We start from the raw sequence: 17,234 nt of genomic DNA on the forward strand, positions 1-17,234 counted from the left end.
GGCTCGACTACGAAAGCCCTGTCCCGGATTTTTCCCGGGCGGGGCTTTCTCATATCGCGTGCCGCGCAAAGTCCCTGCCCTGTGTCGCATTTTGCTGCTAATTCTTGGCCCGTCTCGCCCGAGCCCAAAGAAAATCTCTGAATCTCTCAGGAGGATAAAAAATGCGCTATCTGCACACCATGCTGCGCGTCCGCAATCTCGATGTCGCGATGAAATTCTATCAAGACGCGCTGGGGCTGAAGGAAGTGCGTCGCATCGACAATGACAAGGCCCGCTTCACGCTGGTGTTTCTCTGCGCGGAGGAGGACCTGCATCTGCTGAAGTCGCTGCCGCAAACCCGCGGCGCGCCGCTGGTGGAATTGACCTACAATTGGGACGAGGAGAAATACGGCGAGGACCGCTATTTCGGCCACCTCGCCTATGAGGTCGACGACATCTACGCGACCTGCGAGAGGCTGATGAAGATGGGTGTCACCATCAATCGTCCGCCGCGCGACGGCAACATGGCATTCGTGCGTTCGCCCGACCTGCACTCGATCGAGATCCTGCAGAAGGGCGATCCGAAGGCGCCGGCCGAACCATGGGCCTCGATGCCCAATACCGGTCACTGGTAAACTCCGCGTCCGCGCGCTTCGTTCCTGCTCGCTTTCCCGCGGCAATGCGCGGGGCGATCGTTAGGAACGTGACGCGACCATTGACGTTGCCTCCCCACAAGAGGAATGCGAGGAGGCAACGGAGATGGGACGAGGAATTTTGCTTTGGCTGTTGGGTGTGCCGATTCCGGTAATCATCGTGCTGTGGTTGTTGTTCGGTCACTGACGGAGCTTTGACGCATCGACATCGAGGAGGCCTGCCGCAATGCGGCGGAGCCTCCTTTTTTGTTCTCGGTGCAATTCGCCCCGCGCTTTTCCCTGAGGCTTCGGCTAAGAACGCGCCCAAAGCACAACAGCGGGAAGAAACGCGTGATGGACAGCAAGCCGCAACTGACGATCTGGGGCCGGGCCAATTCGGTCAATGTGCAGAAGGTGCTCTGGTGTCTCGCCGAGCTCGACCTGTCCTATCAGCGCATCGACGCCGGCATGCAGTTCGGCAAGAACGATCAGCCCGATTATCTCGCGATGAATCCGAACGGGCGCGTTCCGACCCTGGTCGACGGCGACTATGTGCTGTGGGAATCCAATTCGATGATGCGTTATCTCTGCATGGCCTATGGCCAGCACTCTCCGATCTATCCGCAGGCGCCGAAGGCACGCGCCGCCGTCGACCGCTGGCTCGACTGGACGCTGTCGACGCTGCAACCGGTCGACCGTCCGGTGTTCTGGGGGCTGGTGCGCACCCCGCCGGAGCAGCGCGACATGGTTCAGCTCCAGCAGGCCGCCGATGCCGAGGGCATGGTGTGGCGTGTCGCCGAGGCGCAGCTCGCAACCCGCCGCTTCATCGAGGGCGATCAGTTCACCATCGCCGACGTCGCGCTCGGCGCCTTTGCGCGGCGCTGGTTCGGCGTCGAGGGTATCACCAAACCGAGGCTGCCCCATCTCGAACGTTGGTTCGGCGAGATCGCGCAGCGGCCCGCCTTCGTGCAAATCGTCGCGCCGCCGATGTCGTGAGCGCGGCCGGCAGGCCGCTCAGCGCCCGCTGGACATCGTGCCGCCTTCGACACTGATGCCGCCGCCGAGCTTCACGCAGGTGTCGGTGCCCTCGACCTTGACGAAGCCCGGTCCGTACGACGCGCAGGGATTGCTCCGCGTCATCGATTTCGACGGCAAGGTTTTCCCGGCGTCGGGCGGCGCCTGGAAGTTCCGGCGGTCGCCCTGCTGCGCCAATGCGGCAACGGGAAGCAGGACGGCGATGGCGAGGCAGGCTTTGCGCATCCGGCCTTCTATCCTGCACAGCCTTTTGAGGCTAGCGCACGAATTTGACGCCGAACGTCTTGCCTTCGCGCCACACCACCTCGCAGGCGCGTCCGGTGCGGGCATCGCGCGAGAACGCCAGCCGCAGCTTGGCCGGCAGCGTGTTGTTGTCCTGGACGGTGATTTTCGCGCCCGACGCGGACATGTCCTCGATCACGCAAGGGCGCGCCGCGAATCCGCCGTCGAGCGTGATCCAGCCGGACTGCCGCAGCGATTTGCGCACGTCGCGCTTCTTGGACCCTAACGCCATTCACATCATCCCCGGGCACACGCCTAGCGCCGGTGGCTTACCAAAGGGTTGCGAAATCGCGGCGGATTGCAGGGATCGCGGCGTTGTTCACACCGTTCAGAAGGCACGACAGGGCAGTCCGCCCAAGGACGGTCATTGCATTGGCGGGAATTTCGGTTTGGCGCGTGATGGCGCTCCCTAGCGGAATCGAACCGCTCTCTCCACCGTGAAAGGGTGGCGTCCTAACCGATAGACGAAGGGAGCAAAACTCCCGGCAAATCAATACGTTAGACGTGAGATGGGCCGGATTGGCCGCAGCCGTCAACGGCCGCGACGGGCGAACGTATAGTGGCGATTGGCCGGGCGGGCAAGCGTCGAGACACGCTTTTCCCGGATTGGCCCTGAAGAGCCTATCTGCAGGACAGACCGGCCTCGATCGAGGTCCAGAAGCCGCAATGCAGCGGCACATGGGCATGGGCTCGTGAACCGCCGACGTGGATCAGGATGGTGGCGGCGAGCGCGAGGACGACGGCGGGAACAATGAATCTGCGGATCGACATGGGCCTGCGCATCAACCGACTTCGTGGCCTAACTAAGGCCTGCAGGCCGGCCCGCGGCAGCACGCTCGGCACCGGCCGTTAGTGATTGCTGGCGACGTCCTGGCGATTGGTCGGCTGCACCGCCGCCACGGCCGGTGTCTGCTTGATGCAGGTGCTGCAGATCACGAGCTTGCGCGCGAGCCGATCGTCAGCCTCCGCATCCGACAGCTGCGCCTCGGGCACGGCAGGTGACACGTTGCGCGCATGACGCCGCGGCTGCGGTTGATTCGGATCATGTCCCGCGCCATCCCAGGCCAGCGGACCGCTTCCAGGCGCCGGCGTGGTCATGCTGTATTGCTGCGCAACCTGCGCGCAGGCGCCGAGCGCGATCGGAAGAAACAACACGGCGGCCTTGCGGGCCCAGTTCCGGAATGCAGACATGATCACACTCACACGCTATTCGTACTGCGACAGTCGTACTGCGACCTAAGAGCAGAACCGCTAAGAAATCGTTCACCCTGATTGTTCCGTCGCATCCAACCGCGACGGCATCAAGACGGGATTGCGGCGCCAAGACGTATTCAAGACGCTAATCCGGAGTCCTTTCATGCCAGGCCCCAACGATCGCTTCGACGGCAAGCGTGTGCTCGCCGATCTCAACGCGCTGCGTGCGATCGGCGCCTACAAGACCGGCGTGCACAAGCCGACCTTCTCCGAGCCGCATCTGCGCTCGCTCGACTGGCTCGCCGGCCGCCTGCCCGACGCGGGCCTCACGGCGACGATCGACGGCATCGGCAATTTGCTCGGCACCAGCGCAAAGCCGGGACCGAAGCTACTGGCCGGCTCGCATCTGGAGAGCCAGAATCATGCGGGTTGGCTGGATGGGCCGCTCGGCGTGATCTACGCGCTGGAAGCCGCGCGCGTCATCAATCCCGATCCGGAGATTCGCGGCGCGGTCGAGGTCGCTTCGTGGTGCGATGAGGAAGGGCATTTCGGCAGTTTCCTCGGCAGCCGCTCATTTGCCGGCGCCGTCACCGAAGCCGACATCGACGCCGCGCGCGACCGCTCCGATGGTCGCACCATGCGACAGGCATTGCAGGATGCCGGCTTCGCCGGCCGCCCGCGCCTCACCGCCGAGGCTGGCCGCCATATCGGCTATCTCGAAGCCCATATCGAGCAAGGCGACACGTTGGAGAGCAGCGGACTCAAGATCGGGATCGTCACCTCGATCGTCGGCATCTGGCAGTATCGCATCACCTTCATTGGCGAGCAGAACCACGCCGGCACCACGCGGATGGCGGTGCGCAGGGATGCGGGACTTGCGCTGGCGCGGTTCTGCGTCGCGATCGACGACAGCTTCCCTGCCCTGTGCGGCCCGCGCACGGTGTGGACCACTGGCCGCATCACGCTGGATCCGGGCGCACCGAGCGTCATCCCCGGCGGCGCCGAGATGTTGTTCCAGATCCGCGACGACAATCCCGAGGTGATCGCACGTCTCGAAGCGCACCTGCGTCGCATGGCGGATGAGGTCACCGCACAGGGGCGTTGCAGCGTGAAGGTCGAGCGCATCCGTACCGGCGTGCCCGCGATGATGACGCCCGCCTTCCAGGATGCGATCGAGGCCGCGAGCGCGGCCTGCGTCGGCGGCAAATCGATCCGGATGCCGAGCGGCGCCGGCCATGACGCCCAGGTGCTCGCCACCATCATGCCGGCGGCGATGCTGTTCGTGCCGTCGATCGGCGGCATCAGCCATCATTGGAGCGAGAACACAGCCGACGCCGACATCGTCACAGGAGCGCAAGTGTTTGTCGAAACCTGCCGGCGCCTGCTGGCAGGTTGACGCGCCGTCAGCTCGGACCGCTCCGGTTGCCGGATCGCAGCGAAGCCAGCGCGTGCGAACCCTGCGCGGTGCCGCGCCGCGCGGTGAAAAAGACATAGAGCAAGCAGACGTCGATCAGGATCGTGCCGACCATCACGCTGTAGGCCCACGGGCTGTCGATCAGCTTCACTTCGATCAAGACGCGCGACAGGCCAAATCCCACGACCCAGGCATCGAAGCTCATGCAGATCCGGCGAAACGTCTCGGCATCCAGCCGCCGGATCAGCCAGGCGCCGAGCGGGATGCCGACGACAACGCAGGGAACCAGCACGAACAGGATGCTGCGGCTCTCGTCGATGAAAAGGCCGAGCTTGTAGTACGCGATCGCGGTCAAACTGGATTCCGCCACCCGGACCAGCGCGAGCCCGGCGCGGAACTCATCTTTGACGAGGCCCTGATTGTTGAACAGGATCGCGAGCGGCGGTCCCGAGATGGTCGTGACCGAGTACAGGATGCCGAGCGTCGTTCCAAAGGGCAGACCGACCAGCCATTTCGACTGGATCGGCCTTCGCCAACCGGCTGCCTGCAACAGGATCAGCGGCAGAATGATCGAGTAGGTGGCGAATTTGGTCCAGCCGGGTTGCAGCGATGTCAGCGTAAAGGCGCCGATGGCGATGCCCGGCAACAGCCCGATCAGGATCGGCAGCACGCGCCGCCACACCGCCGGCACGCCGCTCAGATTGATGCACAGAACATACAGGTTGACGAAGACTTCGACGATGACAACCGCGGGGTTGAGCACGCGGTTGGTGTAGAAGACAAGCGCGACCGGCACGGTAAGCGAGGAAAACCCGTAACCCAACGCACCGTTCACAAAAGCCGCAAACAGAGCGATCACGGCAAGAACGATCACAGCAGAATCAATGGAAGTCATCTCTGGCTTTTACCGGATCAGTCGCTTTGCCTGCGGCATTATAGCCTAACGCAAGCGGCTCGGCGCCGAAACTTGCGGCTGTCGGGTTTTGCAAAGCACCCGCGCTCGCGGTGATGACGGATCGCCTCGTTCAGAGGTCGCCATCTCACGGAGCGTTGAAAGCTCTGCGCGGCGAGCGCCGCATGACGCCTTGACCGAGCCTTGTCCGAGCCTTGGGGCTTCGGAACCTGGCCGGGAGCGGATAGCCTGCAGCCCGCCCCGGCTCTGACCGAGACCGCAACAACGGGCTTCCGGCGCGCTTTCGCGGGCGCCGTGGCATATTGGACACGAGAATGGCCTCGGCCGAACCGGTTCTCCTCGCCGCCCGATTTGCAATCCGCTGAACTTGCTGCCATTTCTTGGGTCCGCGCATCGCTTTGATGCCATTGAAAGGGCCCGTTCGGCTCATGTTGTTGCTTGAGTCGCTTCCAACGGTCATTGGCGCCGCCGCCATTGCCCCCGCGCTCCTGGTGCTGTGGCTCGTCATCGCAGCCGACGAACGCCCCGGGCCGCCGGTGCAGGTGTGGCTCGCCTTCGTGCTCGGCGCGGCCAGCATCTCGCTGCTCGGCCTGGCGCGGATTCCGTTCAACGCGCTGCTCGCTATTCCCGACAATCCCTGGGCGACGCAGGCGGTGCGCGCGCTGTTCGGCGTCGCGGCACCAGAGGAGATCGTCAAGGTTCTCGTCATCGTCGCCATCTCGACGCGACGCCGCGCCTTCGCCGATCCGATGGATACGGTGGTCTATGGCGCGGCGGCCGGGCTCGGCTTTGCCGCCTACGAGAACCTCGCCTATCTGGTGCAGCACAAGGACATGTGGCGCGCGCTCGCGGCGTTGCGCAGCGTGCTGACCGTGCCGTTCCACGGCGCGCTCGGGATCATCGCCGGCGCTTACCTCGCGATCGCGCGCTCCGGCGGCGCGCTTGGCGCCTACCGCGGTCACCGCGACTGGGCGCGGATCACGAACTGGACGCTGGTGCTGGTCGCGCCGGTGCTGCTGCACGCGGCATTCGATTTTCCGCTGCTCGCGCTGCAGCGCATGCCCGATCTCGGCTCGACGACGCGGCTGCTGCTCGGTTCGGCCAGCGTGCTGGTCGGCTTCTCCTCGATCGGCTTTGCGATCCGCCTGGTGCGCCGCCTCGGCAAGCATCATGCGCCGCGCACCGATGTCGCGCGCGAGCGGCTCAGCCAGCTCAGGCGGATGTGGGCGCTGCTCGTGATCGGCGGCGGCACCGGCTTCGCCGGCGTCTGCTTCCTGCTCACCTCGCTGCATCATTGGTACGTCAATCCCGAGCGCAATGCGTCGTTCATCCTGGTGCCGATCGGCTTCACCTCGATCCTGATTGGCCTCGCGCTCCTGATCGCGACCACCGCCGTCTACTTGCTCGGCCGCAACCGGATGCGGACCGCCGCGGAGGGCTTCCCGTCCGCGCCAAGCCAGAGTTAGGATACGCAGCACGCGCAGACGTTGCGCTCGCAGATCGGGAAAGCCGCGATGACCCTGTCCAACGACCTCGACAGACTGCGATCGGAGATGCGGGCCGCCGTCAAGGCGCACTGGAAGGCGTTCCTGTTCGAGGGCATCCTGCTCGTGGTGCTCGGCATCGCGGCGATGATCGTACCGGCCTTCGCGAGCCTCGCCGTCACCATCTTCCTCGGCTGGATGTTCCTGATCTCGGGCATCGGCGGACTGATCGTGACGTTCTGGGCGCGCAACATGCCGGGCTTCTGGTGGTCGCTGATCTCAGCCGCGCTCGCCGTATTGGCCGGCCTGGTGCTGCTCGCCCGTCCGCTGCAGGGCGTGCTGACGCTGACCATCGTGATCGGCGCCTATTTCGTCGCCGAGGGCGTCGCCACCATCATGTACGCGCTGGAGCACCGCCGGGAATTGTCGGGACGCTGGTCCTGGCTCTTGATCGCCGGCCTGATGGATATCGTGATCGCCTTCTTCATCATCGCGGGCCTGCCGGAGTCGGCGGGCTGGGCGATCGGCCTGCTGGTCGGCCTCAACCTGATGTTCGGCGGCGCGACCCTGATCGGCATGGCGTTGGCGGCGCGCAACACCTGACGGCGAACCGCGGCAGGCTTGCATTTGGGGGGTGACAGCCCCAAATCCCTGCGCTATAGAGCCGCCCCATGATCACCACTGCCACCAGCTATTTTTGGTACTTTAGCTACGACAGCTCGCTGGCGGCAGGAGGATCGCGCTCAATCTGAAGAATTGCAGCAAACATCCAAAACAAGCCGCCAGACCTGGCGGCTTTTTTGTGTGCCGGCAGGTCCCGAAAATCCAAAGGAGCCAGCCGTGTTGAGTACGACAGACGATCTTCGCATCAAGGAATTGAAAGAGCTGAGTACGCCCGAAGAGGTGATGCGGGAGGTCCCGCGCACCCTGACGGCGACCCGCGTCGTGATGGGCGCCCGCAACGCCATCCACGCCATCCTCAACGGCACCGATGACCGCCTGCTGGTCGTGGTCGGGCCCTGCTCCATTCACGATCCCGCGGCGGCCGTCGACTACGCCGAGCGCCTCGCCGGCCTGCGCGAGCAGCTCGCCGACCGCCTCGAGATCGTGATGCGGGTCTATTTCGAGAAGCCGCGCACCACCGTCGGCTGGAAGGGGCTGATCAACGATCCCGATCTCGACAACAGCTTCGACATCAACAAGGGCCTGCGGCTCGCCCGCAACGTGCTGTCGGCCGTGAACAATCTCGGCCTGCCGGCCGGCACCGAATTCCTCGACATGACGACGCCGCAATACATCGCGGATCTCGTGTCCTGGGCCGCGATCGGCGCGCGCACCACCGAGAGCCAGATCCATCGCGAGCTGGCGTCCGGCCTGTCCTGCCCGGTCGGCTTCAAGAACAGCACCGATGGTGGCGTGCGGATCGCGGCGGACGCGGTGAAATCGGCGTCGCACCCGCATCACTTCATGGCGGTCACCAAAGGCGGCCGTTCGGCGATCGCCGCGACCAGCGGCAACGAGGACTGCCACGTCATCCTGCGCGGCGGCCGGGTACCGAACTATGATGCCGCAAGCGTCGATGCCGCCGCCGCCGAGCTCGGCCGCTCCGGTGTCGCGGCGCGGCTGATGATCGACACCAGCCACGCCAACTCGAGCAAGAAGCCGGAGAACCAGCCGCTGGTGGCCGCCGACATCGCGCAGCAGGTCGCAGGCGGCGAGCAGCGCATCGTCGGCGTCATGATCGAAAGCAACCTGGTCGCGGGACGCCAGGACGTCGCGCCGGGCAAACCTCTGACCTACGGCCAGAGCATCACGGATGGCTGCATCGACCTCGATACGACGGCCGAATTGTTGAAGCAGCTGGCCGACGCCGTCGACGCAAGGCGGCGCGTGCGGCGTGACGGCTTGCAGGAGCGTTCGGCCTGACGCAACCGAACGCATTGAGCATTGCCGGCGGGGCGGCTGTCGCGCTCCGCCGGCGTACTGCGCCGATTAACAGCCGCGGCAGATGCTCTTGATCTTCTTGTCGAGCGCGGCGTCTTCCTTGTTGGCCTGGCTGTTCGGATCGCTGATATTCTTCTCAGTGCCGACGTCGCCGCGGCGCGGCTGACGATGTCCGATCGGCGCTTCCGGCACCCCCGAATTCTTCTGCATGGAGGACGATCCGCCCTGCTGCTGCGCCCAGGCTTGGGAGATTCCAATCTGGGACATTCCAAGCTGGGGCGCTCCGGCCGCAACCATCATCAGAGCCATCAACAACACTGTCTTCCGCATCTCGCGTCTCCGCTTCTCAACCCTATCGCGCCCGTTCCGGCAACTCGACGGTAGCACAGTTGCGTCGCCCCTGCGCTGCGCAATCCTGGACTTTCCGTATATCGGCCATGGTGCCAAGGAGCCAGATTCCCACGGCAACCAGCACCGCAAAGAAGCCGAACATCACAGCATTTTCGATGCCGCGGTTGCCCTCGTCCTCGGGCGGCTCCTGCCGACCGTCCCCGGCCCCGCTCATATCCGCCTCAAGATTGCGGCGGATAAAGATGAACGTCACCGCAATAATCGACGACACGGTAGCGCCGTTCCGCGGAATCTTCACATTCGCGGGAAGCCGGCTGCGACAAATAGGCCGGGCCGATCGGCGCCTTGCCGTGGCCGCCGGGAATGTCGAGGACATATTCCGGCTGACACAGTCCGGAGACGCGTCCGCGCAACGTCCGCATCAACTCCTGCCCGGCTTCGATCGTGGTGCGCAGATGCCCTGTGCCGGGCGCCAGATCGCCGTGATGCAGGTAGTATGGCTTGATCCGGCACTCGACGAGGGCGCGCATCAGCGCCTCGAGCGTCGCAGCATCATCATTGACGCCGCGCAGCAAGACCGACTGGCTCACCAACGGGATGCCGGCGTCGGTAAGCCGCGCGCACGCGGCGCGCGCATTGGCGCCGAGTTCACGCGGATGGTTGGCGTGGATCGCAATCCAGGTCGTCGCGCCCTCGACCCGCAGCGCCGCGATCATCTCGGCATTGATGCGGCCGGGATCGGCGACCGGGACGCGGGTGTGGATGCGGATGACCTTCACATGATCGATGGCAGCGAGATCGGCCATGATCTCGGTCAGCCGGCGCGGCGACAGCATCAAGGGATCGCCGCCGGTCAGGATGACCTCCCAGATCTCCGGATGGCTGCGAATGTAATCGAGGCCCGCGCGATAGGCATCGTCGGACAAGGCCGAGGCCTTGCCCGGCCCGACCATTTCGCGCCGGAAACAAAACCGGCAATAGACCGCGCAGACATGGACCAGCTTGAACAACACCCGATCCGGATAGCGATGCACGATCCCCGGGACCGGCGAATGCGCATCGTCGCCGATCGGGTCGGCGTTCTCGCCCGGTTGCTCCATGAGTTCGTCCGCGCTCGGGATGAACTGCCGCGCGATCGGATCGTTGGCATCGTCCGGATCGATCAGTGCGGCAAGTTCCGGCGTCACCGCGACCGCGTAGCGCGCGGCCACCTGCTCGAGCGCAGCGAGCGCCGAGGCTGGCGCGAGACCGGCATCGACCAGCTCGCGCGGCTGTCGCAGCGTCGCCGCCAGTTTGGGATCGATCCTGTTCATGGCTCTCCTGCAGGCGGTGTCCAGATCACCTGATCAATTCGCGGCGCGCCGCTCGCCAGCATCACCAGCCGGTCGAAGCCGAGCGCGACGCCGCTCGCCTCCGGCATCCGGCCGACCGCGGCAAGGAAATCGTCGTCGAGCGGATAGCGCTCGCCGTAACGGCGGGCCTTCTCGTCCATCGCTGCGGTGAAACGATGGCGCTGCTCGGCGGCATCGGTCAACTCGCCAAAGCCGTTGGCGAGCTCGACGCCGCAGGCATAGACCTCGAAGCGCTCGGCGACGCGCGGTTCGCCCGCCTTGGTGCGTGCCAGCGCAGCCTCCGGCGACGGATATTCGAACAGCACGGTCAGTCGGCCCTGTCCCAGGTTGGGCTCGACATGCTCGACCAGCACCTTGCTGAAGATATCCGACCAGGTGTCGTCGTCGGCAATCCGCACCCGCTGGTGCGCGGCCGCCGCCAGCGCCGCGCGATCGCCCTCGCCGCCCGAAATCGTCGCCAGGAGATCAATGCCGGCGAAGCGCTCGAAGCTTGCCGCGACCGTCAGCAGCTCCGGCTCGGCAAAGGGATCGGCGATCCTGCCGCGGAAGCAAAACCGCCCGATCCCGGTCGCCTGCGCCGCATGCGCGATCACGACGATCGTGTCGGCCATGATGGCGTCATAGCCGGCATTGGCGCGGTACCATTCCAGCATGGTGAATTCGGGCAGATGCAGGTCGCCGCGCTCGCGATCGCGGAACACCCGCGCGAACTCGTAGATCTTCGGCTCGCCGGCCGCGAGCAGCTTCTTGCAGGCGAACTCCGGAGAAGTCCGCAGATAGCGCGTCGCCCGCGAGCCATCGGCCTGGCTGAGCTCGGTCCGGGGCGCGTGCAGATGGGTCTCGTTGCCCGGCGAGACCTGCAGGACGGCGGTCTCGACCTCGGCAAATCCCTGCTCCTCGAACCAGGCCCGGAGCGCGCGCGTGATCGCGGTCCGCGCCTGCAGGAACGGCCGCCGGTCGGTGTAGCGCTGCGGCGCCCACCAGGGCGAGGTCTGTTCCGGTCCGGTCATATCAGCCCCACCTCCGACACCATCGAAGCGGCATGAAGCACCCTGCATGTCGGCTCAGAACATAAGCGCAAGCCATTGATATCCAAAGAATTGACGACCAACATGATGCTCGATCCCGGACCGGCGGAGCGACGGCTGCTCCTTCATGTCGAAAGACAGCGGCCTTGTCCATCTGGCGCGCGCCCGCACTTCAGTGCGGCAGAAAGACGATCCGCTGCCCGACGGTCCTCCAATGGCTGGACACCTCGGCAAGCGGAACGGCGTGGTGGTCGAGCGTTAGGCCTGCAGCCGCGGCCGCTCGAAGAACGCCATCGATCGCAGCCATGAGCCGGGGAAGGCCGACGCTTCCGAGGCCGCTCCCCTTTATCTCGATCGCGGAGGAGCGAAGCACCGTTGCAGGCAGCGCGATCTCTGGCCCCGCGGCGGCTCCAATCTGAACGAAGCGGATCGGGATCCCGGCTGGCGCCGCGTTAGCGCCAGCGACAAGAAGCGAGCGCGCACTTGTTCCCCAAAGATAATCGAGGACGACATCGACCCCCTCTGCGAAATGCCGGCGGAGGGCGGCTTCGATCGCGTCTTCATCCTGGCGCAACGGCACTACCGCGTCGGCGCCGAGGGTGTGGAGCACCTCGGCGTTGCGGCCCGTTGCGATCACCCGGGCCGCGCCGAGATGACGTGCGATCTTGACTGCGAGCCGGCCGGCCGCGCCGGTTGCGCCATTGATGAGCACGGTTTCGCCGCGGCCCAGTTTGGCTCGTTCGGTCAGCGCCGCCCAAGATGACATGCCCGGGTTGGCGAGGACGGCAGCCATGATCTCATCCAAATCGTCGGGCAGCGGCGCCCATCGTCCATCGGGTACGACCGTGCGCTCAGCCATGGCGCCGAACGGGGCGCGGGGCAGAAGGAAGTAGACTCGCCTCCCGTCTTCAAGCCGGCCCACCCCGTCGACGCCGGCGACAAACGGAACCCCGCCCGTCGCGCTGTAGTGCACGCCGGCCGCGCGGCCGCGGGCGAATTGGCTCAGCGCGGACGCCGTCACCTGCACCACAACGTCCCCCGGCTGAGCGACAGGCTCGGCGAAATCGGTGTAGACCGGCAGATGACCGGCCTGCTCGACGACGGCTGCTTTCATGGAGCGACGGCCTTTCGATTGTTTGACATCCGTGTATGATGAACGGATTAAATCCATCTCAGCCCGGAGTCAATATCCGTGCATAATGCACCGAGTAGCGCCTTGCTTTCCAAGCTTCATGATGCCGTCCTCGACGTCGTCGCCTTCATCAACCGGCCCGATCGGGACGAGGTGCTGATGCGGGAAGCGCACATAAAGCTGGACCGGGCCTTATTCCCGCTTCTCGTGCTGACGGAGCGGCTAGGTCCGATCAGTGTGGTCGAACTCGCTGGCCGCGTCGGCCGCGACCACAGCACCGTCAGCCGCCAGATCGCCAAGCTCGTGCAACTCGGACTCATGGAGCGACAGCCCCGCCAGACAGACGGCCGCCAGCGCGATTTGCGTCCGACGGCATCGGGCCGAGCGATGGCGCGGCAAATCGACGAAGCCCGCGAGCGGCTCGCCCGTCGCGCCCTGTCCGGCTGGTCTGAACGCGAGATCGCCGATCTCGCGCAATCACTTCGCCGCTATGCCGATGCGCTTGCAACGTCACGCGCCGATGGAATGGGCAAAGCGCTCTGAGAACGGCGAGCCGATGCTCTGGAGCTCAGCGGCAGTCTTCTGGTGCAGTTTTCGCACAGCCCGCCGCGCAATCCCACAACGAAACCGGCCCGATTGTCGCGGAATAGACGTTCCCAACCGGCCGAAAACAGCCGCAAAAGACTGGCATCTCGGGGATAAATCAGTATGTTGCGGCCCGAAATCGCCGCCACGGCCGAGGCGCTGCCGAACCGGTTGGCATCCTCACGTTCTCAAATTCAGGAAAACACCTTTGAAAGTCATCGCCAGTTCCATCCGCAAGGGCAATGTCATCGAGCAGGACGGCAAGCTCTATGTGGTCTTGTCCGCCGAGAACATTCATCCCGGCAAGGGCACCCCGGTCAGCCAGATCGAAATGCGCCGCATCGGCGACGGCGTGAAGGTCTCCGAGCGCTACAAGACCACCGACCAGGTCGAGAAGGCCACCGTCGAGGACCACAATTACAACTACCTCTACGAGGACGCCGACGGCTTCCACTTCATGAACAACGACAATTACGACCAGGTCCAGGTCTCCAAGGAGATCGTGGGCTCGTCTGCGCCGTATCTGCAGGAGAACATGACCGTGAAGCTGTCGATGCACGACGGCAATCCGGTCGCGATCCAGCTGCCGCAGCGCGTGACGCTGGAAGTGGTCGAGACCGAGCCGGTCACCAAGGGCCAGACCGCCTCGTCGTCCTACAAGCCCGCGGTGCTCTCCAACGGCATTCGCACCGGCGTGCCGCCGCACGTGTCCACCGGAACGCGCATCGTGGTGATGACCGAAGACGGTTCCTACGTTGAACGCGCCAAGGATTGAGCGCTAGTCTCGCAGGAGATTCGAACCGGGGGGTGCGGTGAACAGGAAGGTGGTCAGCTTCATCAGTTGCTGGCTTGCAGCCCTGCTCTTGCCTCCTCCCGGCGCCCGTGCCGACGAATTCCGAACGCCCTCGATCTCGGTCATGCGGGTCGAATGGCGTGCCGTGATTGACCAGCTCCGGCAGGAGATCACGTCCCGCCCGGCGATCGCGACGAACTTCACCTTCGCCGGCCAGCGCCGCGTCCCCGCCTCCGATCCGCGCGCAACGCCTGCGCTGGTGCAGCTGAACGCGGCGACGTCAGAACTCTTTCCCGGCATCGCGCGCAGCCCGATCCCCGTGCTGCTGCCGCTCGATCCCGCAAGCTATCTCGACGCACGGCAAAGCGGGACGCCGGGCATTTTCCCGGTCACGCGCTATCAGGCCGATTTCAGCGCAGCCGACGTCTTCCATGCCGGCGGGTCCGGCTATGACGCAGTGTTCTCGCTCGCCCCCGGTGCCGGCGACGGCATGCCGCCGCGGACGTTCGCAAAGCCGGTCGAGGTGCAGATCTCGGGCTCGATGCTGGTCTATGACCTTGCCGACCGGCTCGGCGGCAAGGGCGAACCGGCCAAGACGCTGGCCGCGCAGTTTCCGGATGTTCGCCGCTTCATCCGCGAAGGCTATCTCCGTTACGCCTTCACCCGTTTCGGGATTCCCTATGTCGTCTCGATCCAGTGCCTCGACAGCGCACCGCGGGCGAAGCGGCTGGCGTGCCGCGAGGCCGCGCCGGTCGCCGAACGCTTCCTGAAGGCCCTGCGCATCGCCGGCGGGCAGCCGTCACAGCCGCGCCGCGACATCGCCTCAGAGATCGCCGAGCGGCCGCGCGCGCAGTCGGCCGACTTCACCTACCTCCCGAGCGGCGACATCGTCGCGGGCAGCGGCGGGCGCAGGCAAGGCGGTCACGCCGATTTCACGGTCTATTCGCAGATCCGCTTTCCGCTGGAGAAGGCGCCGGCCTTCGCGCATTCGCAATCCTTCGCGAGGCGCAGGGCGGGCGCGACCGTCGACGAATATCCCTGGCAGGACAATTTCTGCGAGGCGCGCAGCTTCGAGGTCGGCCAATGCGCCAGCGGCTACGGCCACCAGGGCCAGGACATCAGACCGGGTGCATGTCCGGCCGACAGCAAGGACGGCTGCGACCCCAGGCAGCAGGCGGTGGTCGCGGCGCGCGACAGCGTCGTGATCCGCTCGACGCAGCAACAGGCCGCGACGTTGCAGGTCAACACCCGCACCGAGCATGTCCGCTTCCGCTACATGCACATGAACCCGTCGGTGATGGATGCCGACGGCCTGCTCAACGGACGTCGTGTCAGCGAGGGCGAGAGGATCGGCGTGGTCTCGAACTATCTCGACCATCCCAACGGCACGTCGCGGCATCTGCATTTCGACGTGCAGGTGTTCACGCGCGACGGCTGGCTGTGGGTCAATCCCTACACCACGCTGGTATCGGCCTATGAGCGGCTGATCCGCGGCCGCGGCCGCGAGATCGGACCGGAGCCCGGACCTGCCGCCGCCGTGGCCCATGCCCTGCCCGACGACGTCGTGCATCGCATCGACACCCAGGAAGGCGGCGGCAATTAGCTATTTCTTCCACGGCGCTTCACCGCGTGCTGCTGCCGCTGCGAAGACGCCCTGCTCATAATCGATGAAGGCGTGGACCATCGCGCGATAGGCGGCCTCGGCGACCTTGGGCGACAACCCGTCCGCTTCCGCGAGCGCCATCGCCTTCTTCACCACCGCTTCGGCGCGCTCCGGCGCCTCGACCTGCGCCGGGTTGGCCTTGAAGCGCGCGGCTTCATGCACGTAGCGGCCGCGCTCGGCCATCAGGCGCACGATCTCGCGGTCGAGCCGGTCGATGTTGCCGCGCACCTCACTGAGCGTCTTGCAACATTTGCCATTGTCGACTGTCGGGCTGCCCCACAGCGCCGCTGTATCGGTTGCGGGTTCCTCGGCCGAGGCCATCGCAGGGACGAGCAGCATCAACAGAAACACCAGCAATCGCATCGGACACCTCCCAGCCAGTATGCCTTGCGATTGTTATGCCGATTTTGCACGCCGATGGAAGCCACGCTACCGATGGGCGACGCGGAATCCGCCCGCTCGTCGTGACGCTGTGCGCGCTGCCGGGATCGAAGGGCGACGACGGTTCGGCCGCGCGCCGTCACATCGTCACGATCAGCTGACGTCCATTGCGGCCAAGGTCTCCTTGACCCTCGTCTGGGCAGAAGCGGGCAGCGGCAGGATCGGACGCGGCGGCTCGGCGGCGCAAATCCCTCTGAGATTGGCGATCGCGTAGACGACGCGCAGGCTCGAATGTGTCTTGAACAAATCCCAGATCGGCAGCAAGCGCGCATCGAGTTGCCGCGCCCGGGCCGCATCGCCGCTCGTCGCGGCGCGCACGATCTCCACGCAGATCCGCGGCAGGATACCGGCGAGAACGCTGTACCAGGTGTCGCCACCTGCCAACAGCGCCTCGGTGCAATTCCAGTCGGCGCTGTAACCCAGCGCAACGCCGCTGGGAACGACAGCGCGCAACTCCTTCAGATGATCCGCAATGGTCGAGGCATCCAGCGCAGGGCTCTTCACCGCGACGATTCCATCGACACGACCCAAGCGGCCGATCAGAGCCGGCGTGAATCGAAAATGGGTGGTGCCGGGATTGTCATAGATGCAGATCGGCAATCCGCTCTCGCGCGCCACGGTTTGAAAATGCTCAAATACCTCATCGTCGGTCAGAGGCGTGTAGGACACCGCCGCCAACAGACCCGCGGTTGCGCCGGCGTCGCGCGCATCCTGCGCCAGCCGCACCGCGTCGTCGGTGCGCAGCGCGCCGATGCCGACCAGGATCGGCATCCTGCCGGCAGCCAACGCTGTCGCCGCCTCGACGGCACGCCGCCGCTCGCCGCGGCTGAAATACGGATATGAACCGGTGCTTCCGAGCAGCCCGACCGAATCCACCTTCGCCGCAATTAGCGGTTCGAGCAACGCGCGCAGCGCGCCAACATCGACCCGGCCGTCGCGGTTCGACGGCGTTATCGGGAAGGCGGAGAGCCCCTTCAGACTGATCATCGATTTGTCCTTCGTCGGCAACCGT

General features: G+C 65.4%; 21 protein-coding genes and 1 tRNA gene. 9 read left to right on the forward strand and 13 right to left on the reverse strand.

Annotated elements, in window-relative coordinates:
• Window positions 1-161 precede the first annotated feature (161 nt).
• Both ACVW17_RS28560 and ACVW17_RS28565 read left to right on the forward strand, forming a co-directional pair.
• Window positions 162-614 (forward strand): VOC family protein, encoded by a 453-nt coding sequence (locus ACVW17_RS28560; protein WP_456754966.1) that lies wholly within the window; start codon window positions 162-164, stop codon window positions 612-614.
• A 351-nt stretch (window positions 615-965) separates the two neighbouring features.
• On the forward strand, window positions 966-1,607 hold the full coding sequence (locus tag ACVW17_RS28565; protein WP_456756551.1) for a glutathione S-transferase family protein: 642 nt from the start codon (window positions 966-968) through the stop codon (window positions 1,605-1,607).
• An 18-nt stretch (window positions 1,608-1,625) separates the two neighbouring features.
• Here ACVW17_RS28565 and ACVW17_RS28570 read toward each other — a convergent pair whose 3' ends face one another.
• The 5 genes from ACVW17_RS28570 to ACVW17_RS28590 all read right to left on the reverse strand — a co-directional run bounded on the left by ACVW17_RS28570 (window position 1,626) and on the right by ACVW17_RS28590 (window position 3,119).
• Window positions 1,626-1,871 carry a hypothetical protein gene (locus ACVW17_RS28570; protein ID WP_456754967.1) on the reverse strand — a complete coding sequence of 82 codons (246 nt, stop codon included), beginning with the start codon at window positions 1,869-1,871 and terminating at the stop codon, window positions 1,626-1,628.
• A gap of 31 nt (window positions 1,872-1,902) precedes the next feature.
• The gene (locus tag ACVW17_RS28575) at window positions 1,903-2,160 is read right to left on the reverse strand and encodes a PilZ domain-containing protein (RefSeq protein ID WP_456754968.1); all 258 of its coding nucleotides are present in this window, start codon (window positions 2,158-2,160) and stop codon (window positions 1,903-1,905) included.
• Window positions 2,161-2,328: 168 nt separating this feature from the next.
• A tRNA-Glu gene (locus ACVW17_RS28580) sits at window positions 2,329-2,403 on the reverse strand.
• Window positions 2,404-2,549: 146 nt separating this feature from the next.
• Window positions 2,550-2,699 carry a hypothetical protein gene (locus ACVW17_RS28585; RefSeq protein WP_456754969.1) on the reverse strand — a complete coding sequence of 50 codons (150 nt, stop codon included), beginning with the start codon at window positions 2,697-2,699 and terminating at the stop codon, window positions 2,550-2,552.
• Between the two features lie 78 nt (window positions 2,700-2,777).
• Complete coding sequence (locus ACVW17_RS28590) at window positions 2,778-3,119, reverse strand: hypothetical protein (RefSeq protein ID WP_456754970.1); 342 nt, start codon at window positions 3,117-3,119, stop codon at window positions 2,778-2,780.
• 166 nt (window positions 3,120-3,285) lie between these two features.
• On the opposite strand from ACVW17_RS28590, the gene ACVW17_RS28595 reads away from it, so the two are divergent.
• The gene (locus ACVW17_RS28595) at window positions 3,286-4,518 is read left to right on the forward strand and encodes a hydantoinase/carbamoylase family amidase (RefSeq protein WP_456754971.1); all 1,233 of its coding nucleotides are present in this window, start codon (window positions 3,286-3,288) and stop codon (window positions 4,516-4,518) included.
• A 7-nt stretch (window positions 4,519-4,525) separates the two neighbouring features.
• Here the strand turns inward: ACVW17_RS28595 and ACVW17_RS28600 are convergent, their stop codons facing one another.
• A complete protein-coding gene (locus ACVW17_RS28600; protein WP_456754972.1) occupies window positions 4,526-5,431 on the reverse strand; it encodes a sulfite exporter TauE/SafE family protein in 906 nt (301 codons plus the stop codon).
• 446 nt (window positions 5,432-5,877) lie between these two features.
• Between ACVW17_RS28600 and ACVW17_RS28605 the strand changes: the two genes are divergently transcribed.
• From ACVW17_RS28605 to ACVW17_RS28615, 3 genes are all read left to right on the forward strand, one after another.
• The gene (locus ACVW17_RS28605; RefSeq protein ID WP_456754973.1) at window positions 5,878-6,915 is read left to right on the forward strand and encodes a PrsW family glutamic-type intramembrane protease; all 1,038 of its coding nucleotides are present in this window, start codon (window positions 5,878-5,880) and stop codon (window positions 6,913-6,915) included.
• 48 nt (window positions 6,916-6,963) lie between these two features.
• A complete protein-coding gene (locus tag ACVW17_RS28610; protein ID WP_456754974.1) occupies window positions 6,964-7,536 on the forward strand; it encodes an HdeD family acid-resistance protein in 573 nt (190 codons plus the stop codon).
• Between the two features lie 237 nt (window positions 7,537-7,773).
• The gene (locus ACVW17_RS28615) at window positions 7,774-8,859 is read left to right on the forward strand and encodes a 3-deoxy-7-phosphoheptulonate synthase (RefSeq protein WP_456754975.1); all 1,086 of its coding nucleotides are present in this window, start codon (window positions 7,774-7,776) and stop codon (window positions 8,857-8,859) included.
• Window positions 8,860-8,925: 66 nt separating this feature from the next.
• Here the strand turns inward: ACVW17_RS28615 and ACVW17_RS28620 are convergent, their stop codons facing one another.
• From ACVW17_RS28620 to ACVW17_RS28640, 5 genes are all read right to left on the reverse strand, one after another.
• Entirely contained in the window at window positions 8,926-9,207 is a 282-nt protein-coding gene (locus tag ACVW17_RS28620; RefSeq protein WP_456754976.1) for a hypothetical protein, read from the reverse strand.
• A gap of 22 nt (window positions 9,208-9,229) precedes the next feature.
• On the reverse strand, window positions 9,230-9,481 hold the full coding sequence (locus ACVW17_RS28625) for a hypothetical protein (protein WP_456798152.1): 252 nt from the start codon (window positions 9,479-9,481) through the stop codon (window positions 9,230-9,232).
• Window positions 9,450-10,541, reverse strand: a complete 1,092-nt coding sequence (locus ACVW17_RS28630; protein WP_456754977.1) for a lysine-2,3-aminomutase-like protein — start codon at window positions 10,539-10,541, stop codon at window positions 9,450-9,452. Before ACVW17_RS28630 ends, ACVW17_RS28625 begins: the two co-directional genes overlap by 32 nt.
• On the reverse strand, window positions 10,538-11,590 hold the full coding sequence (gene epmA / locus ACVW17_RS28635; RefSeq protein WP_456754978.1) for an EF-P lysine aminoacylase EpmA: 1,053 nt from the start codon (window positions 11,588-11,590) through the stop codon (window positions 10,538-10,540). Before epmA ends, ACVW17_RS28630 begins: the two co-directional genes overlap by 4 nt.
• A gap of 190 nt (window positions 11,591-11,780) precedes the next feature.
• Window positions 11,781-12,722: a quinone oxidoreductase family protein gene (locus tag ACVW17_RS28640; RefSeq protein WP_456754979.1), complete on the reverse strand. Its 942-nt coding sequence runs from the start codon at window positions 12,720-12,722 to the stop codon at window positions 11,781-11,783.
• Window positions 12,723-12,824: 102 nt separating this feature from the next.
• Here ACVW17_RS28640 and ACVW17_RS28645 point away from each other — a divergent pair, with 102 nt between their 5' ends.
• The 3 genes from ACVW17_RS28645 (at window position 12,825) to ACVW17_RS28655 (ending at window position 15,721) form a co-directional block, all read left to right on the forward strand.
• Window positions 12,825-13,283: a MarR family winged helix-turn-helix transcriptional regulator gene (locus ACVW17_RS28645; RefSeq protein ID WP_456754980.1), complete on the forward strand. Its 459-nt coding sequence runs from the start codon at window positions 12,825-12,827 to the stop codon at window positions 13,281-13,283.
• A 250-nt stretch (window positions 13,284-13,533) separates the two neighbouring features.
• On the forward strand, window positions 13,534-14,100 hold the full coding sequence (efp, locus tag ACVW17_RS28650; protein ID WP_456754981.1) for an elongation factor P: 567 nt from the start codon (window positions 13,534-13,536) through the stop codon (window positions 14,098-14,100).
• Between the two features lie 37 nt (window positions 14,101-14,137).
• The gene (locus ACVW17_RS28655) at window positions 14,138-15,721 is read left to right on the forward strand and encodes a M23 family peptidase (RefSeq protein ID WP_456754982.1); all 1,584 of its coding nucleotides are present in this window, start codon (window positions 14,138-14,140) and stop codon (window positions 15,719-15,721) included.
• Here ACVW17_RS28655 and ACVW17_RS28660 read toward each other — a convergent pair whose 3' ends face one another.
• Together ACVW17_RS28660 and ACVW17_RS28665 are read right to left on the reverse strand one after the other, a co-directional pair.
• Window positions 15,722-16,144 (reverse strand): chorismate mutase, encoded by a 423-nt coding sequence (locus tag ACVW17_RS28660; RefSeq protein WP_456754983.1) that lies wholly within the window; start codon window positions 16,142-16,144, stop codon window positions 15,722-15,724.
• 171 nt (window positions 16,145-16,315) lie between these two features.
• Window positions 16,316-17,209: a dihydrodipicolinate synthase family protein gene (locus tag ACVW17_RS28665; RefSeq protein ID WP_456754984.1), complete on the reverse strand. Its 894-nt coding sequence runs from the start codon at window positions 17,207-17,209 to the stop codon at window positions 16,316-16,318.
• Window positions 17,210-17,234 lie beyond the last annotated feature (25 nt).

Source organism: Bradyrhizobium sp. USDA 4473 (genome assembly GCF_054063335.1).

Bases quoted from the DNA above. Each gene is read 5' to 3' on its own strand.
- ACVW17_RS28560 (WP_456754966.1), top strand. From the start codon at position 162: ATGCGCTATCTGCACACCATGCTGCGCGTCCGCAATCTCGATGTCGCG.
- ACVW17_RS28565 (WP_456756551.1), top strand. From the start codon at position 966: ATGGACAGCAAGCCGCAACTGACGATCTGGGGCCGGGCCAATTCGGTC.
- ACVW17_RS28570 (WP_456754967.1), bottom strand. From the start codon at position 1,871: ATGCGCAAAGCCTGCCTCGCCATCGCCGTCCTGCTTCCCGTTGCCGCA.
- ACVW17_RS28575 (WP_456754968.1), bottom strand. From the start codon at position 2,160: ATGGCGTTAGGGTCCAAGAAGCGCGACGTGCGCAAATCGCTGCGGCAG.
- ACVW17_RS28585 (WP_456754969.1), bottom strand. From the start codon at position 2,699: ATGTCGATCCGCAGATTCATTGTTCCCGCCGTCGTCCTCGCGCTCGCC.
- ACVW17_RS28590 (WP_456754970.1), bottom strand. From the start codon at position 3,119: ATGTCTGCATTCCGGAACTGGGCCCGCAAGGCCGCCGTGTTGTTTCTT.
- ACVW17_RS28595 (WP_456754971.1), top strand. From the start codon at position 3,286: ATGCCAGGCCCCAACGATCGCTTCGACGGCAAGCGTGTGCTCGCCGAT.
- ACVW17_RS28600 (WP_456754972.1), bottom strand. From the start codon at position 5,431: ATGACTTCCATTGATTCTGCTGTGATCGTTCTTGCCGTGATCGCTCTG.
- ACVW17_RS28605 (WP_456754973.1), top strand. From the start codon at position 5,878: ATGTTGTTGCTTGAGTCGCTTCCAACGGTCATTGGCGCCGCCGCCATT.
- ACVW17_RS28610 (WP_456754974.1), top strand. From the start codon at position 6,964: ATGACCCTGTCCAACGACCTCGACAGACTGCGATCGGAGATGCGGGCC.
- ACVW17_RS28620 (WP_456754976.1), bottom strand. From the start codon at position 9,207: ATGCGGAAGACAGTGTTGTTGATGGCTCTGATGATGGTTGCGGCCGGA.
- ACVW17_RS28630 (WP_456754977.1), bottom strand. From the start codon at position 10,541: ATGAACAGGATCGATCCCAAACTGGCGGCGACGCTGCGACAGCCGCGC.
- epmA (WP_456754978.1), bottom strand. From the start codon at position 11,590: ATGACCGGACCGGAACAGACCTCGCCCTGGTGGGCGCCGCAGCGCTAC.
- ACVW17_RS28640 (WP_456754979.1), bottom strand. From the start codon at position 12,722: ATGAAAGCAGCCGTCGTCGAGCAGGCCGGTCATCTGCCGGTCTACACC.
- ACVW17_RS28660 (WP_456754983.1), bottom strand. From the start codon at position 16,144: ATGCGATTGCTGGTGTTTCTGTTGATGCTGCTCGTCCCTGCGATGGCC.
- ACVW17_RS28665 (WP_456754984.1), bottom strand. From the start codon at position 17,209: ATGATCAGTCTGAAGGGGCTCTCCGCCTTCCCGATAACGCCGTCGAAC.